Annotated in this window: 10 protein-coding genes and 1 tRNA gene; 1 reads left to right on the top strand and 10 read right to left on the bottom strand. The window is 41.8% G+C overall.

Going from position 1 to position 18226, the window contains the following annotated elements; translation table 11 throughout:
• Positions 1-76: 76 nt before the first annotated feature.
• The 3 genes from secDF to HMPREF0669_RS07635 form a co-directional block, all read right to left on the bottom strand.
• The gene (gene secDF / locus HMPREF0669_RS07645) at positions 77-3064 is read right to left on the bottom strand and encodes a protein translocase subunit SecDF (RefSeq protein WP_009228052.1); all 2988 of its coding nucleotides are present in this window, start codon (positions 3062-3064) and stop codon (positions 77-79) included.
• 104 nt (positions 3065-3168) lie between these two features.
• Complete coding sequence (locus HMPREF0669_RS07640; protein ID WP_009228053.1) at positions 3169-4260, bottom strand: endonuclease/exonuclease/phosphatase family protein; 1092 nt, start codon at positions 4258-4260, stop codon at positions 3169-3171.
• A 112-nt stretch (positions 4261-4372) separates the two neighbouring features.
• Positions 4373-5317: a rhomboid family intramembrane serine protease gene (locus HMPREF0669_RS07635; protein WP_044045746.1), complete on the bottom strand. Its 945-nt coding sequence runs from the start codon at positions 5315-5317 to the stop codon at positions 4373-4375.
• Between the two features lie 209 nt (positions 5318-5526).
• On the opposite strand from HMPREF0669_RS07635, the gene HMPREF0669_RS07630 reads away from it, so the two are divergent.
• Positions 5527-5799 (top strand): HU family DNA-binding protein, encoded by a 273-nt coding sequence (locus HMPREF0669_RS07630; RefSeq protein ID WP_009228055.1) that lies wholly within the window; start codon positions 5527-5529, stop codon positions 5797-5799.
• Positions 5800-5854: 55 nt separating this feature from the next.
• Here the strand turns inward: HMPREF0669_RS07630 and HMPREF0669_RS07625 are convergent.
• From HMPREF0669_RS07625 to HMPREF0669_RS07595, 7 genes are all read right to left on the bottom strand, one after another.
• Positions 5855-5925 (bottom strand) — tRNA-Gln (locus HMPREF0669_RS07625).
• A gap of 846 nt (positions 5926-6771) precedes the next feature.
• The gene (locus tag HMPREF0669_RS07620; protein WP_020967311.1) at positions 6772-8358 is read right to left on the bottom strand and encodes a glycoside hydrolase family 31 protein; all 1587 of its coding nucleotides are present in this window, start codon (positions 8356-8358) and stop codon (positions 6772-6774) included.
• A gap of 152 nt (positions 8359-8510) precedes the next feature.
• A complete protein-coding gene (locus HMPREF0669_RS07615) occupies positions 8511-10274 on the bottom strand; it encodes a hypothetical protein (protein ID WP_009228057.1) in 1764 nt (587 codons plus the stop codon).
• A gap of 16 nt (positions 10275-10290) precedes the next feature.
• Complete coding sequence (locus HMPREF0669_RS07610) at positions 10291-11520, bottom strand: acyltransferase family protein (RefSeq protein WP_009228058.1); 1230 nt, start codon at positions 11518-11520, stop codon at positions 10291-10293.
• 79 nt (positions 11521-11599) lie between these two features.
• The gene (locus HMPREF0669_RS07605; protein ID WP_044045745.1) at positions 11600-13039 is read right to left on the bottom strand and encodes a DUF4832 domain-containing protein; all 1440 of its coding nucleotides are present in this window, start codon (positions 13037-13039) and stop codon (positions 11600-11602) included.
• 56 nt (positions 13040-13095) lie between these two features.
• Positions 13096-14643, bottom strand: coding sequence for a RagB/SusD family nutrient uptake outer membrane protein (locus tag HMPREF0669_RS07600; RefSeq protein WP_020967310.1), 1548 nt, complete (start codon positions 14641-14643; stop codon positions 13096-13098).
• A 19-nt stretch (positions 14644-14662) separates the two neighbouring features.
• Complete coding sequence (locus HMPREF0669_RS07595) at positions 14663-17896, bottom strand: TonB-dependent receptor (RefSeq protein WP_009228061.1); 3234 nt, start codon at positions 17894-17896, stop codon at positions 14663-14665.
• Between the last annotated feature and the right edge of the window lie 330 nt (positions 17897-18226).

The raw sequence follows: 18226 nt of genomic DNA, 5'->3' as shown, positions 1-18226 counted from the left end.
TTTGCTGATAAAAAGATAAAAAATGGAAGATACCCCTATATATTAATAGGTGTAACTTCCATTTCTTTTCTGTATATTATGCTTCAACTACTTCTGCAGATGCACGTCTTTTTCCTTTTTGCTTACCAAGTGTTAGGAAGGCAATAGGTGCTGCAACGAAGATAGATGATAGTGTACCAACGATGACACCGAGACTCATTGCGAATGAGAAACTGCGGATACTTTCGCCACCTAAGAAGAAGATACACAACAACACAATTAAGGTTGAAGTTGATGTGTTGATGGTTCTGGTTAGGGTTTGGTTGATACTGTCGTTGAACAATGTTTTGAAATCTTGCTTTTGATGTAGTTGCATGTTCTCACGAATACGGTCGAATACTACCACCTTGTCGTTGATTGAATAACCAATAACGGTTAGAATAGCTCCGATGAAGGTTTGATCGATTTCGAGTGAGAATGGCATCCAACCCCAGCATAGGCTATATACGCCTAATACGATGATGGTGTCTACCGCAAGTGCAACGGTTGAACCAATTGAGAACGCCATGTTGCGGAAACGGATAAGGATGTAGATGAATATTGCAAACAATGCAAGAACAACACTTAGAATGGCTCCGTGGGTGATATCCTTAGCCACTGATGGTCCTACTTTAGTACTACTGATGATAGAACCACCTTCTCTAATGTCTGGATTCTTGAATGATTCAACATTTGGTTGAGAAACAAATCCAGCTTTCTTCAATGCCTTGTATAAGATGGTTTCAGCCTCGTCGTCTACAGTTGGACTGTTAGATTCGATCTTATAGTTGGTTGAAATTCTTATTGTTTTGTGGTCGGTACCTAGTGCAAGTGCGCCAGTGGTTGTGCCTGGGAATGCGTTGGCAATGATTCCACGTATTTGTTCTGGCTCAACTGGGCGTTCGAAGGTGATAACATAGTTGCGTCCACCTGTGAAGTCGATACTTCTACTTAAACCTCTCACTGCAAAACTTACAATAGCAGCAAGGATAATCACTCCTACTACGCTAAATGTTTTCTTATAGAAGCTCATGAAACCGACATGAGTGTTGGTCATTAGGTTTCTTGAAATACCTGTTGTGAAAGTAAGATTTAACCACTTTCCTTTGTTCATCTTATTTTCAAACACTAGACGTGTCAAGTAAACTGCGGTGAAGAATGAACAGATAATACCAATAATCAATGTGGTTGCAAATCCTCTAATAGGTCCTGTTCCGAACACATAAAGAATGATACCTGTGATGATTGATGTGAAGTTGGAGTCGAAAATAGCTGAGAATGCATTTCGATAACCTTCTGACATGGCCTGACGGGTATCTTTTCCGAGTTTCAACTCTTCTTTTGTACGTTCGTATATCAACACGTTGGCGTCTACTGCAGTACCGAGTGAGAGCACCATACCTGCAATTCCCGATAGCGTTAGGGCTGCTTGGAATGATGTAAGAATACCTAATGTGAAGAATAAGTTAACCAACAAAGCGATGTTTGCCATCATACCTGGTGTGAAACCATACATCACTACCATGTAGATCATAAGGATTACGAAAGCAATACCGAATGAAACGATTCCTTGTTGAATTGATTGTGCTCCAAGAGTTGGTCCTACTACTTCTTCTTGAACAATGCGAGCTGGTGCTGGCATACGTCCTGATTTAAGTGTATTAGCCAAGTCTTTGGTATCTTCGATGGTGAAACTACCTGAAATTGATGATTGACCGCCGTCGATTTCGCCGTTAACACGAGGCGCAGAGTAAACAACTCCGTCCAAAACAATGGCAATTGCCTTGCCTGTGTTAGCCTTTGTAAGAGCTGCCCAACGTCTTGCACCTTCGGTGTTCATTGTCATTCCTACCTCAGGAGCACCTGTTAGGTTGTTAAATTGGTCTTTTGCGTCGGTAATAACATCACCTTCGAGTGGTGCTCTACCGTTAGCTGTGGTCACCTTGATAGCATATAAGCCATAGATGTTCTTTGCTTTGATTCCATCTTCTGGCTTAGCACTCCACATAAGCTTCACATCTGAAGGCAATACTTGTTTTGCTGTTGCTGAATAGATGGCTTTGTTGATTTCGGCTGTATCACGAACGCTTGCAAAACCTACAAGAGCAAGTGCTCCGTTTCCTGTTGTTTGAAGCATTGAAAGCAATGGATGAGCACGTTTTGCTTCTGCTATCTTAGCCTCATCGTTTACGTTTAGCTTAGCATTTGCTTTTTTGTTGGTGTTCAACTCTAGCTTTGGTTCTGCTGCCTTAGCCACCTTTGCAGTGTCGGCAACGGCTGTTGTGTCGGCTGTTGTTTCACCATTTGCCAAGCGTTGGTCTAACTGAACAAGATAAGGAACAATCTCGTCGGAATTGAATGTTTCCCAAAACTCTAGGTTTGCACTTCCTTGTAGAAGCTTACGAACACGCTCTGGCTCACGAATACCAGGCATTTCTACCATGATTCTGCCTTCTTGTCCTTCTAACTTCTGAATGTTTGGCTGTACAACACCGAATTTGTCGATACGTGTACGAACTACGTTGAAAGAGTTATCAATAGCATTTTTAACTTCTTCTCTCAACACTTTCTCTACTTCTGAATCGCTACTATTAGGCGAAATTTTGCCTTGCAACTGTTGAGTTGCAAAGATTTCGGCTAAACGATGACCTGAAGCATTCTTCTTAAAAGACTTAACAAACAACGAAATAAAATCGCCTTGGCTTGTTTCTTCTTCTTTCTTTGCTTCTTCCATAGCCTTCACAAAGAAAGCATCTGTTTTGTGGTCTGCAAGTGTTTCAAGAACATCTGGTACTGAAATCTCTAGAATTACGTTCATACCTCCTTTAAGGTCAAGACCTAATCCGATTTGAGTTTCTAAGCATTTTTGGTAAGAATAGATACCTAAATACTTAACAGAGTCTTTATAATCTTGCTGAGCTATAGGATCTTTTATTGCTTCTGCCTTGCTATCATAGTAACGAGTGGCAAACGAAAAAGACAAATAAAAGATACTTGCAAGGGTCAGTAAGACTGCTGTTACAATTACAATTCCTTTGTTTTGCATTTTGTTTTTATTATTTTGATTATTGTTTTTCTATTAGATAGATGTGCAAAGATAGTATATTTTTATGATTATTGAAAAAATATTGATAGTTTCTTGCTTTTTTTTCAATGTTCTTTTATACGTTCTAAATAGCAATAAATGGGATAGTGATCGCTGGTTTTGATTTCAGAATCTACCTTTGCTTTATATGGTTTGAATTGTTTCGAACACAAGATGTTATCAATTCGCACATACATTCCACTGCGATGATAGCTCCAACCAGCTCCGTTTCCTGTTTCTACAAAGCTGTTGGTGAGCGTCTTTTGCAAGGTGTTTAAGGCATAACCATTAGGCCATTCATTAAAATCACCACAAACAATTTGGGGTAGATTCTCGTATTTTTTGAGCACACTAACTACGGCTTTTACCTGAACGGCTCTTTTCTGGGCTGCAAGTGCCAACTTATTGAGCAACAAACTGCTTTCTTGTTTTGTTCCACTATTCGATATATTGCCTTTCACCATATTCTTGAATCCTGCCTTATCTGCCTTTGTCATCTTGTTTGATTCTAAGTGATTGTTCACCACCAATATGGTGTCATTATCCACTTTAATGCGATATGCCACGCTAAGATTGATCTCGCTGTCGAAGGGAATACGTTCGGTTGAGATAATGGGATATTTACTATAAAGTGCTAAAACATCGCCACTGGTTTCGTGAGCCACTTCGCTTTGATAGGGATAAATGGGATTTAAGGTGCTTACCACTTCGTTTTCGATGCGCCATTTTGGGGCTTCTTGCAAGCAAACGATGTCGGCACCACTGTTGGCTATATATTGAACGATGGGGTTTTGCTCATCTCTGGTTTCGTCTTCTGGTTCATAACCAAAGCTTTGAATGTTGTAAGAGAGTACTTTTAAGCTACCTTCTGGTGCGTTGCTCTGTATGTTTAACGGCACATATTGATGGGTTGGAATATAACAAAGCACCAAGCCTAGAATGGGAATGGAGCAATATTTAAGTTTCACCAACGCCCAAAACACCAAAAACAAGATGTTCAATGCCAAGAAAATGGGAAACAACACACCTGTTGCCGATAGCAAAGGGTGATTGATTGGAGAAAAGAAATAAGCATAACCCGTTATCATCATCAATGCCACAACTGCCCCATTGGCTATGGCAATGCCACGAATTATAATGCCATTTAGTATGTTCATCTTGATTGTTTTTATGTTGTTGAAATCTTTTTGTATGAATATTAAAAGAAAAGAAGGCAACCTCTTGCTTGTTAAAATGGTGGGTTAACAATCAAAAAGTGCCTTCATCATATCATTTTTTACCTTGATCAAAGAGACGTTGTTTCTCCTCTTTGGTTAAGCTGTCATAGCCGTTTCGCCTAATCTTATCTAAGATAGCGTCTACTTCGTTTTGCTCTTGCTGTTGTTTAGCGTTATAATCCCAGTCTACATTGCCATGATGTGTGGTTGTAGAGCTACCTTGATGCGGTGTTTTAGTTTTTGAACTATTAAAGTGTTTCTTACCAATATTGCCAAAAAGGTTCATCACATCGTCTACACGATCTGCCGAAGCAGGGTGTTTCTGCCAGTATTTTATCAAGATAAAGCCAAACAACATACCGCCAAGATGCGCTAAATGCGCCACATTAGTACTGGTTCCCGACATGGCATAGAACAATTCTATACCTGCATAAATCATCACAAACCACTTTGCTTTGATGGGAACGGGAATGGGAAAAATAAAAATTCGTTGCTCGGGGTAGAGCATTCCAAATGCTAACAGAATACCATAAACGGCTCCCGAAGCTCCCACTGTGGTCCAAAGATTCAGCACATTTCCACTATTGTGCGCCACTGTGGCAATGTCGGAGAACGAGAAATCGGGCAATTGGTTCTTCACTGCAAAGTAGAACTCACCAAACTGAGCCGCCTCTTGAAGCAATCCTGCTCCCACTCCACACACGAAATAGAAAAATAGAAACTTGTTTCTGCCAAAGGTTTCCTCAACAATTCCACCAAACATCCACAGCGCAAACATGTTAAAAAACAAATGCTGAAAACTACCATGCATAAACATATAGGTGAAAAGTTGATAAATTCGAAAGTCGGGAGCAAGGAAAAAATGCAAACCCAACAAGTCGTTGAGTCGGTATTGTGTTTCTCCTGCCAATTCAGAACCGCCATAAACAATAGTGGCAAGGAAGAGAATTATATTTATAATCAGAAGATTCTTGGTTGCAAATGGAATACTGCGCATCATAATTCTTTTTACTTTTAAGCTTTAATAACTGCACAAAAATACAAAAAAATATCGATTTTATGCCCAATAACAAGCTGTAACACGTTTTTTTAAGGGTTCTAGCAAAGTTTTTCTTTTATTTTGTTTGTTTTATGAAATGTTCTCTTTATATTTGCGAATAATTGTAGAAGATAACTAGAACTCTTAATAAATAAACAATAGATTTTATGAACAAAACAGAATTAATCGAAAGAATCGCAGCTGGTTCTGACCTAAGCAAGGCAGCTGCAAAGAAAGCTTTAGACGCAACAACAGAAGCAATTAAAGCTGCATTGGTAGCAGGTGACAAAGTACAACTTGTTGGTTTCGGTACATTTAGCGTAAACGAACGTCCAGCTCGTACAGGTATTAACCCTGCAACAAAACAAAAAATCAACATTCCTGCTAAGAAAGTAGCTAAATTTAAGGCTGGTGCAGAATTAAATGACGCTATTAAATAATTGATAGTTTCATACAAAAATAAAATAAGGCAATCGTTATGATTGCCTTATTTTGTTGTCCCAGGTGGACTCGAACCACCGCTGGCAGAACCAAAATCTGTAGTGCTACCATTACACCATGGGACAATTGCGAGTGCAAAAGTAGTGTTTTTTTATATTACTTCCAAATTTTTCACTATCTTTTTTTTATTTTCTTTTCCCTTTGTTCTCATCTTTTTCTCTGAAAAATTTACCTTATCAATATTATAATATATTATATATCAAACACTTACAAAAGTATTCTTTCATTATTATACTGCTTTTTATTTTCTAAAAAAATATTCCTTTTCTTTTCACTCCTCACGCTCTTCTTTATCAAGTGGAGGGGTGCGACTTCTTTTCGCTACGCAAAAATCTCCGCAATATCACTCCTTTTCTACCGTAAAAGGGGCGACATTTCACCTCAATAACAATTCTTTTGAACCACAAAAGGGGTGAATTGACAAGGCGAGGTTGTCAAAGCTTCACCAAGTTTCATACTCTCTCTTATCAATTTCGATAAGTTCACAAGTGCTCCATACCTTGTAGATTTCAGTCAAACAGGTAAATTCCACTTGAGATAAGCGTACCTCAATTCTCAATAAAACAACGAAAGCGACATCTTATGGTGTCGCTTTTTATTTTGATATGCCCCCAAAGAGATTGCTTAACCGCAGTACTTTTACCCACCAACCGCAATGCTTTTAAACGCTAATAAAAATGCTATTAACTGCTAAGGAGAATGCTTTTATTTGCAAGAAACAAAAAAAGCACTTCGAAAAAGAGCATTTTCAGAGTGCCTTATGCGGTAAATTAAACTCCTTATGTTGTCAATTTAGAGTTCTTGCTCGGTCTATTATACTCCTTGTGCAGTCAATTATACTCCTTGTACGATTAAAGAGAATTCTTATTCGGTAAAAGCGACTTCCTAAGGCAATAAAAGAGCGGTTGGAGTTACATCTTTTTATAGTAGGGTAGGCGGTTAAGAGGCACATCAATAGTGATGGTTCGTGCGCCTTTTAACAGACGTCCTTGGTCGTCTTTCCACTTTCCAGGAGGCAACACCACTGTTCTACTTCTGCCTTTGCCCACCATTGGAGCCACCATATACTCACCACCCAACATCCATTGGTTGTTTATTTCAGCGTAACCACGGTTAGGGTAGGCATATTCTAAGCTTTGAACGATAGGTTCTCCCGTAATAGCCGACTGACGTGCGCACTGCAATATGTAGTGACCAAAGCTGGCATGGAGCTTCGCCATGTCGCAAACAATTTGCAAATGCTCGTTATCAAGAATGCGCCAAGGGGCTACCGAGAACTGCATCATGGGCATAAGGGCATGCACTTGAGCCGAACGCACGATGAGTTCTTGATCGAATGACTTAGAATCGATACCTAAAAAGGTGCCAAACGAGCCTCCACCAATCATATCAGGACAAGAATAAGCATAACCCAACAATCCTGCTGCAATCATATCGGGAGCAAGAAGGTTCACTGCCTGCCACGAATAATCTTTATCGCCCAAGCGTTGCACGAGTTCTTTTCCGCCCATTTGCCAACCTGCACGATATTCGTTGAAAGGAAAATGCAAGCCAATTTCTGCCCATGCTCGTGTGTGCTCCACCGAGTTGAGGTGCTTATTGCCATACGACACAAGGTCTTTGCGGTCGTAAAACTGGTTATCTCCGCCATCAAACTTAAATCCGTCGATGCCATAGCTTTGCTGCATGTTACGCAATTCATTGATAAAGTAGCTACGAGCATCGGGATTGGTAAAGTCGAACACCGCACTTTGGCCGTTCCACCATTTAATAATGGCTGGTCGATGGGTCGTATCTTTGAGCAAATAGCCCTTTTCGGCAAGCAATCGGTATTCAGGCGAGTCGGCAGTGACAAACGGACTGATCCATAACATCACCTTAAAGCCCATGTCGTGCAATCGTTTCACCATGTTTTTGGGGTTTGGAAAGCGGTCGGGCTTAAACTCAAAGTTGCCATAATAGTGTTGCCAGTTATCGTCTATCATGATAATTCCAGGCGGAAAGCCATTCTTCACGATGTCTTCGGCATATTTCAACACATCTTTTTCATTTTGATTATACATCAATTCAATCCATGTGTTGTATTGAGGCATGGTGAAAAACAAGCTATCGGGCAACTTTCCACTTGGTGGGAAATGCGCTTTCATTGCAGCAACGTAAGCATCTCTAAGCGTTGAGCCGTGCTTTTGAGCCTCAACCACTTCGAAAGGCGAATCGATATTCAACACTCCTTGCTTTACACTAAAGGTAAAAGGTTGGTCGTTCCATATATATCTGCCTTTATTCGAGAGCAATAAGGGCGAAACTTGGTTGTTGTTGTTTTGGTTAAAGAGGTTAAACGAAGGCAATTCGTTGCCAAAGGGCATTTTAGAGCCTAAGGCTGTGGCCCCTCCCCACCATCGTTCGCCAGGCAAAGGCGTTATGTTGGTGACGTTTTGAGCCTGCGAAGCGAGCGCAAAGAAAAGGGAAACGAAAAGCGTGCGTGTGCGTTTGTACATATTTCTTTTTGTTGTTAAGATGTTTAAGAGTTGTTTAAGTAACACAAGATAGACTGATCTACCACTATTTATGCTTGTTTTGAAAGAGAGATATCCCTTTTAAAACACCCCCTTTCCCGCCTTTTGGGGGAGGAGAGGGGGTGAGTGGTGATTTATTTCGCTATATAGTCGAGTGTGAAAGGTGTAGAACCCTTTTTCACAACCTCGTCGTTAGGCTTAATCTCGATGCCTTCTTTTAGGTCGATAACCACTTTATAGTAGCCTGCAGCAGAAGGAATGCGGAAGCTACCAGGGCCACTTCCTGCGTTAGTGAAAGTAGATTTGAAAGCCGCATTGGGCAGTCTTAAAGACTTACCGCTACGAGGATGGGTTACATAAAAGGCTACATCGCCGCCCCAACCAAAGTTATAGAAGGTGCCCTCGTATGTTCCTGCAGCTGTACGAGCAAGTGGAATAACCTTTTCGGCATTCCAAACAATGTCGTTAGCATCTTCTCTTGGAGCCAAACTCCAGCCGTCTAAATAGATAAACTGAGGATAAGCCGAAAGTGGACAAGCATAGAATTCGCCATTGAAGAGGTCGAGTCGGATATAATACTTGTCGCTTGCGGTTTTTAATGTCCATGTTTCATTGCCCACGCCATCGAACAAATCGGTGCTACCCTTGAATGAAGCAAGACTGAATGGAGCTGATATTTTTTGTCCTTCTTTTAGGTTCAACACTCCTTCGTAAACATAGTTGTTGCCTTGTTTCATATTGAGTTGTTGACCATTCAAGGTTATTGAAGACTGCATTTCTTGTCCGTTGACACTCACTTTGCCGTTACTAAAGGTGAGCGACTTGCCCGATCCACTCACTTTCACCATGGTGCACACTCCTTTTTCGAATTCTGCACGAATAGTGAAGTTGCCCTTATCGGTTACAGGGAAGCTCTTGCTCTTGTCGTCGGTGTTGCTCATCACAATGTTCTTGCCGTCCCAAAGGATGTATTTTCCTGTTGAAGGCTGTTTCAATCTGAATACTCCAGACGATGTACTGCCCCACATTCCCACTTCAGGATCGTCGCCATCGGGTGCTGTCCAAGTGAAATATTGAGCATCTTCGTAGCCAAATCCCTTCATAGCCATTTTCTTTTTAGGCTCGGTAATTTCGCCATCTTTCCAGTGACCCGATATCGTTCCTAAGATATAAAAGCGTTCGCTGTCGCTCAAAGGAGCCCAGAAATGCTTCTCACCCTTTGTTAGTTCGAAGGTAACAGGGTTGAAAGTCACTTTAAACGAGGCGTCGATATCAGCACCAATAACGATAGAATCTTTCGCCATAGTGGTTATTTCGCCATTAGAAACGCCCCAATACATGCCCGAATTGTCGGGTGTTGATGCCACAATACCTTTGGTGTTGGCTGGGAAGAAGATGTCGTCTGCCACAGAGAACTCATCGCCATTCTTAACAAGAGGATAAACCTCGCCTGTTGAAAGGAAGAGATAAAGCTGATCAAAGGTGGGTGCAGACACGTTATTGATGTCGAATTCTTCTACTGCTTCGCCATTTCTACTATTGTCGAGGCGCACTCTTAGCTTTAAATTCTCGGTCTTAGCGTTTTTAGGAAGCGACACAAGTAGGTCGGTATTCACGTTAAAGCTTTGTCCCAATAGGCTTTGTTGCTTGCGCACAAGGGTGTCGCCTGCAGAGTTAGTGATGGTTATAACGTATTGTTCTAAGTTGCGTTCGTCGGTCATTAGTCCCGAAACATTCACCTTTTCGCCATATACCAAGCCGTCTTGAGGTGTTATGTGAAGGTCCATTGTGGGTTTCGGACCATTTTTTTCCATGTTTATAACTTCATTATTGTCGCTACATCCCACCAAAGCGATGGCCAATGGCAACACAAGAGAATAAAATATTGGTTTAAACATAATGTTATGATTTTAGTTATGCCTTAATAAAAATGTTTGAATGGTACATCCATCTTAATATGAGGAGTACGATAATTCCCTGTACGGAAGCCTCTAATACATCGTAATAGTTGCCCAACAGAGGTTGAAATCCATAAAAAATAGAGTTGGTTATTGATGAAAAACTCACATGATCGCCCACCATATAGGCCACAAGTGAATTGGCTCCATAGAAACGAAGCCACATAATACCCTTTGTTTTACCTTTAATATCTACCCAATAATAGGCTAATGCTATTAATAAAAGGCAGATTCCACCCGACAAAAAGGTCATTGAGGTAGACCAAATGTGCTTAATGATGGGCACAACGGGGTGAAGAAGGAACGACAAAGCAATGAGTGCCACACCCGAGAACACCAAGATGCGTACTTTTTTGAGGTCTTGTAGCTTCATTCTAAGTATCATTCCTGCCACGCAACCAAGGTAAACGGTTACCACAAAGTTGAGCGATGAGAGAATCCAAGTGTAGTGATAGGAATCGTCCCAATACCAATTGTCGCCCTTCCACAGCACACCATCTCGCCAATGACCCAACACTTGTCGGTCGATCTCTTCGCAAATGTTTGCATCTATGGTGAAATCCATCTGTCCCCAGATAGCAAACACCGCCACATAGCCCACCAAACAGGCCGCAACAACGGCCAATTGCGTGCGCCACGAGGTGTAAACAAAGAGCAAAGCCACCATCACATAGCCCACAGCAATACTCTGAAGGGTGTTACTATAAAGGTGAATGAGGCGTGGATCGAACAACAACAAATTGCCTTGTGCAATCATTCCTAAAACCCATAACACCACAAATCGCTTTAAAAGACGCCACAAAAAGCCTTTATCGGCCTTTACTTTGCCTTGCTGATACTTGCCCATTGAAAAGGGAATGGTTATTCCCGACATGAACATAAACAGCGGCATGATGATGTCCCAAAAGCAAAAGCCCTCCCAAGGCACGTGGGTTATCTGCCCAAAGACCATCTCTCCGAAGCTTCCAGGCGTGGGTTCGCTGGCTTCTACCCATTGATAAATAATGGGTTGAAAGAGCACTAAGAGGGCTAAGTCGGCCCCTCTCAATAGGTCGAGCGATAATAATCGTCCCGAATGTGGAGCAGTTGCCTTGTTAAAGATCTCTGTTGAAGAGCCTTGTGCCAAGCCGTTATTACCCTTAGGGGTGGTTGTTGTTGGGCTATTAGAGGTGTTTAGATGAGTCATTTTGTTGTTTTGGTATAGATTGAAATCATCAACAGGTGAGGCATTACGCCTTCAACCAATTCTATTGAGGTGTTGTTCTTTATTTTTTCTTCACGAAAGTGATAGATGAGGTGCCTGCCTTAGCATCTTTGCTTTGAGCAATATTGATGCTGATGCCTAAGTTGTTATAACCTGTTGCGCTGTTCCACACATTGTTATTTGCCAACTGCACGGCATAAGCGGGCATGTTTTTCAACTCGTTATTGCCATCGGGAAGCCACATCATCACCTTATATTTTCCTTCAGCAATAGTGCTTGGAAGTTTGAAAGTCAACTTAAATGTAGTGGTTGTTTCAGGCTGAATGGTGCGCAAGTCGATGCCACTAACTGCCTCATACTCGCTGTTGGTGCCCTCTTGAATAAGTACTATCACTGCAGGACGAGCGTTATACATCGATGCTGTGCCTGCATTGCCCATTGTTAAGTTTAAAACAAGGTCGCTTCCAGGTGCATTTTGCTCGCTAAACTCAGCTTTGCTTACATAAAGACGATAGCCAAGTAGTTTCTTCATCTGATTTAAATAGCCTCCAGTTTTCCAGTTATCGAGCAATGGTTTGTAATAACCATCGTTCAAGAACGACCAGTGTAGGGTTTGAATCTCAGCTAAAGCCTCTTTACCCGAAGCCATTTTAGCACCCGAAGGCTTGGTTGTTTCGCCTCCTAATGGCACATAAAGAGCGTCTTGAGCCACATAACGCTTGTCTTTATCAACGTCTTGATAGGTACCCATGTTGGTATCGTCGGTCATAAAAGCGTCGTTGTGGTGTCCAATGCGTGCTATTGGTGTGTTTTTAAATGCAGTTTCGAGGGTAAGAGCATTGCTACTGCCCACAAAATCTTGCTTATATTTAGGTGTTCTAACCTGAACACAACGCTCTTCGGGCAACACTTCGAGCCACTTACTAATCACTTGGTTATAAGCAGTGGTGTTATTAAGATGATTTGACGAATAATACCACTCGCCCCAAGCGCCTATAAAGCCTGCTTGAACGCAAGCAATGACTCCCACTTTGTGATGTAGAATAGGTTTAATTTGGTCGAGATGACGCAAAATACTGCTCATAGGAGCATCTGATCCGTTTTGATCACTTGTGTAAGCAAAGCGCAAAATGGCTTTCATTCCTACCTCACGCACTCTGTCGAGGTCTGCTTCTACTTTGGTTATAAAGCTTTCTGGCAAATCACTTGTGCGATATTCGGGCAGATAATACACCAACTGAACCAATGTTTTACCATCGTTTCTTATATTTTTAAGAGCTTGCAAGGTAACGGGATCGGTAGAATTGGTTTCTAACAAATTGTAGAAACCACGTTCGGGGTTGGCAATTTCGGCATTGCTTAGGCCTAAATGAATAGTCTTTAGAGCGGTAGGTGTGGTTGGACGAGGCTCTACAACGGGGTCTCCTCCTTTGCTATCACTTCCGCATGCCACAGCCATAAATGTCAATGCACCCAACAAAATATTATGTAATGTCTTCATATTGTTTTTTATTTGTGCTCCACCCAAAGCGCAAGAGCTTAGGTGGAGCATATTGATTATTGATATCCTGCGTTTTGTTTTACTGCACCCTTGCCATCGATAATGGCAGATAAAGGAAGGGGATACAACTCTTTATACTCTTCAGCATAAGGCGAATTGTTGATTTTCTTTACCCATTGCACCAACTTATGATGTCTAATGAGGTCGGAACGGAACTGTCCATTCTCGCACCAGAACTCATGCCAACGTTCTGTTAACAATGCATCGAGCACCTTTTCGGGTGTATTGAGGTTGCTTGCAGATAGGTTATCGAGCCCAGCACGTTGTCTAACGACATTGATAAGACTCACTGCCTTAGCAAGATCGGCACCTGATGCACCTGTTTTCTGCGACAATGCTTCTGCCAAAGACAAATAAACATCGGCATAACGATATAGAATGAGGTCGATATCCGAATGTCCTCCACTTGCACTAACACGTGGATCGTAACCCATTTTCAATGCAATAGGACCCATTGCCAATTTAGATTGAGGAGTGTTGCGATCAATCTGTTCGCCAGTTGAGCTTATATAGCTGGTGAGTAGCTTTGTTCTGCGCACGTCTTTAGCCTCGAATGAATCGTAGAAGGCCCATGTACTGGTTACAGTTGCCCATCCTCCGCTCATACCTCCTTGTGCAAAGTCGGTAGGAAGCACCATCATGTGCCACTGATTAACGCCTGGTCCGTCGTAAGAACAAGGTAAAGCATAGATAATTTCTTTGTTTGCGCTGCCCTGTCCGCCGAGTTCAAACATCTTTACATAATCTCTTTGCAACTGATAGCCATATTGTGGGCTCATTAACTCGTTTGCTACGGTCTCTACTTTGTTGTAATAGTCTTTGTTTACAGCTGTTTCGTGCAAATAAAGACGTATGAGCAACATCTTAGCAAAGCCGCTACTGAAACGTCCATACTCTGCTTTATTAGGCATAGGAAGGTGCTCTGCAGCAAACAACAAGTCGTCTTCGATAAACTTCACCTGCTCTTCTCTTGACAAACGAGGTAGTGGTTGCTCTTGTAAAGGATTCTTCAACACCTCTAATGGAGCGATAACCAAAGGTCCGTACATATCATATAGAGTGTAAGTGAGGAACGCACGAGCACAACGCACTTCGGCTTCGAATTCCTTTTTCCTGCTATCACTGATAGGAGCGTTGGCTATGTCGTCGAGAGTGAGGGTGCAAGTACTTATTTTATTGATGTATCCACCACTATAACTTGAGGTGTTTCGGGTGAAATAAAACCAAGTGATTTCTTCGCTTGTGGGGAAGAAATTAAGCTCTGCAGCCATCTTTTGGGCTCCAAAGTCGCCTGTTAAGATACCAGTTGTGCAGTCGTTGATAAACATCACACCCCTTTCAGATGGCGAATATATTCCATCCCACCAGTCACCACGCAAAGGTCGATAACAATCCATCACCAAAGCCTCTACGTCACTTTCGTTTTTAGGGAAGTTATTGGGATTGATTTCAGAATAATCAACAGGCGTAAGGTCTGAGCATGCTGTGGTAAATGCCATAGCAGCCATAGTAAATAATAGGGTTAAGCCTTTTATCTTTTTCATCGTCATACTTTTTTAAGGGTTAGAATGTTACATTGATACCCATGCTATAGGTACGAGCATTGGGATAAGAAGCTGCATAATAGTCGGTTTCAGGGTCTAATCCCTTATACGGAGTGATGCAGAATAGGTTGTTTGCGCTAAGCGATAGACGAACACGAGACAACACTTTGGTGCGTGCTATCCATGCTTTTGGCAACGTCCAACCAAAACTTATGTTGGTTAAACGTATGAACCACGCACGTTGATAATACCAATCGCCTGATGTGTAGTTGTTTCCCCAGCCATTAAACGAAGTGGGTTGGGTGGTAGAAGGATTGTCCCAAGTCCAACGATCTTTAATCTTTCTCAACGCATTGTAGCCATATCGAGCCAAATCTCCACCGCCAAGACCATAAGCCATCTCTGTAGGATCTTGCATTCTACGACCAAACATACCATTGAGTTGAATGTTCAAATCGAAATCTTTGTATTTAAATGTATTGGTAATACCTGCTAACCAACTGGGATCTTGTGAGCCTAAAAGCACATTATCGGCATCATCAATCAAGCCATCGGGCTCTCCTGTGAGCACAAAACGACCATTTTCGTCTACAATAGGTTGTTTGTTAGCGTCACGACGATATCCGTTGATGTCTTTAATAACGAGTTCTCCTGGACGTAAAAGAGGTTGTGCATCGGGCACTTGCTCTCCAATTTGCAAGATATGGTCTGCCAAACGAGTGTAGATAGGACGAATTGGGTCGTCTACTCGTTCATAAACGCCAGGCTTCCAGTCGGGAGTACGTTCCTTCCAACGGTCTTTATAGGCAGTGAAAGTGAAGTCTGTAGACCATTTAAAGTTGCGTGAGTCGATGTTTTTGGTATTAATTGTTAGCTCAACACCCGTACTTTGGGTTTTTCCCACGTTGGCCATCACTCGTGTAATCTCTTGATAAGCATTCAAAGGCTTGTAGTTCAACAAGTCAGAAACCACCTTATGATAGAATTCAACGCTGGCAAGGATACGATTATTCAAGAAACCCATATCCAAACCCAAGTTCCATTCAGTGGTAGTTTCCCATTTTAGGTCGGGATTAGCCAATCTTGAGCGATACACACCCATCACTTGTGAGTTGTTTTCTTTATTGAAAGTAGCGTGTGCAGCATAGCTTGTGAAAGCGTTTGTACCAATGTCTGAGTTACCAGTTTGTCCCCAACTCAAACGCCATTTAAGCATACTTAGCCAATGAAGGTCTTTCATAAAGGGCTCTTCGCTCATCGTCCAGCCTAAAGCAACAGATGGGAAATAACCCCATTTGTGGTTCTTTGCAAACACACTGGCACCATCGGCACGCATAGTAGCAGTGAGATAATAGCGGTCTTTCAAGATATAGTTAGCTCTAAAGAAATAACTCTCCATGTTATTCTTGCTATATCCCGATCCAACACGCTTTTGTCCTGCTCCAGCATCAAGGTTATGATAGCCAAAGGCGTCGGTAAGGAAGTCGTTGTTACCTGATCTTGAGTTCTTAAATTCGAATTGTTCGTATGATGTACCAGCCAAAAGCAATAACTTATGAATGTCTTTAAAGGTACGAGTGTAGCTTGCAGTGGCCTCTAACAAATATTGATTGTTGTCGTTGTTATACACATCTGCATTTCCATTGGTGTTATGTCCCCACAAAGTTGTTTTGGGTTCGTAGGTTCCACGGAAGAGACTGGTGCGGTCTATACCTGCATTCAATTTCAAACTAAGTCCTTGAATAGGAGTAGCCTCAAGGAAGATGTTACCCAAAAGGCGGTCAGTTCTACTCTCGTCGATGTTGTTGAGCAACGAATAGGGGTTGGGTTGAGTTCCCAATAATGGGTTGATAGGATAGGTTCCTGTAACAGGATCGAAGGCTTTGATATGAGGTCCCATTTGAACAGCAGCTCTAATCATTCCCGATTTCTCCCATCTTTCGCCACCAAGCTGTGTGTTAGCGTTATCGATGCGAGTGAGGGTAAGGTTCAATCCCAATTTAAATATGTCTAAGAACTTTTGGTCGATATTTGTTTTAAGGGTGTAACGGGTCATTCCCGAATTGCGAATAATACCTTGATTATCGAAATAATTGAGCGAAAGCATATATTGTGTAGCCTTCGAACCACCTCTTAAACTAAGGTTATGTTCTTGCACTTGTCCGTTTCGAGTGATAAGATCTAACCAATTGGTACCTGCTCCTGCTGCTGCAATTTGCGCTTCGGTATAAGGTTGAGTATAAGATAAGCCCCCTTTAGGCGATCTAATGGCAGCCTCGAGAGTCTTTCCTCCCCATGGACCAACCCCGTTTTCCCAAACCCAATACTCCCAAGTAGATTTGTTTTTCTCAACCATCCACTCTTGAAGTGATAACATGTCGTAGTTATCAGAGTATTTTTGGAACGAATAGTTATACGAATAGTCAACCTGTGGCTTACCTTCAGCACCTCGTTTAGTGGTGATAATCACCACACCATTTGCCGCACGAGCACCATAAATGGCTGTTGCCGAAGCGTCTTTAAGCACCTCAACTCGTTCGATGTCGTTAGGGTTAAGGAAGTTAAGCACACCTTGTGTTCCTGGATTCATACGATCGTTCACACCTTGAGGCTGATCGATCTTTGCAATAGGAAATCCGTCTACAACATAAAGGGGGTCGTTATTGGCGTTCACCGAGCCTGCTCCACGCACCAAGATATCGAGTCCACCACCTGGCTGTGCAGAGTTTTGGCGAACATATAAACCTGCTGCCTTTCCAGCTAACGCATGAGCGGCCGACGCAACACCTGCTAATGCCACCTCAGAGCCTTTTACTGATGATATAGCTCCTGTTAAATCTCTCTTTTTCATGTTGCCATAACCCACCACAACCACTTCGTCTAACGAGTGATTGTCTTCACTTAGGGTTACATCTAAATTGGCATTCGCTTTCACTTCTTTAGTGACAAAGCCGATGTAAGAAACTAATAAACTACTACCTGATGGTACTGTTAGCGAGAACTTGCCGTCGATATCGGTTATTGTGGCTATCTTCGAGCCCACCACTTGTATGCCAGCGCCTATCACTGGCTCGCCTTTGGTGTCGTGAACATAACCTTTTACTACGATTGTTTGCACTGGAGTTGCTGTAATGGGAGCGGCAACCACGTGGTTTCCTCCTTGCATTTGAAGTGGAAAGCACATCGTTACTCCACTTGCAATGAGAAGTGCAGAGAAGCAAGATTTCATGTCATAGGTTACTTTCATAATCATTTATGTTTTTATATAGAATAAAATAATTTTCAAAAGGCGGAATTTAAATTTAGAAAGATTCTACAAAATGAAACAATTAATTTTCATATTTTAATATTTATAATCAATAATTAAATACAATAACGCATACACATTTTCTTTATTCCTTTCACTATTCATCTCATTGTCAATGCCTTTTTCCGTTTCTGCCCATTCTTCTTCTGGAAAGTAAATCTGATTGTAATAATATTTCTGAGGAACGAGCACCCCAAAAGGCTAAAAGATTTATAAAAGGTGGTGAAATAAACATCACAAACCCATTAAAAAAAGGAGTAACCTCTCTATCATTGA

Source organism: Prevotella sp. oral taxon 299 str. F0039, assembly GCF_000163055.2.
Lineage (GTDB): Bacteria > Bacteroidota > Bacteroidia > Bacteroidales > Bacteroidaceae > Prevotella.
This window is presented reverse-complemented; position numbering and strand designations above follow the sequence as displayed.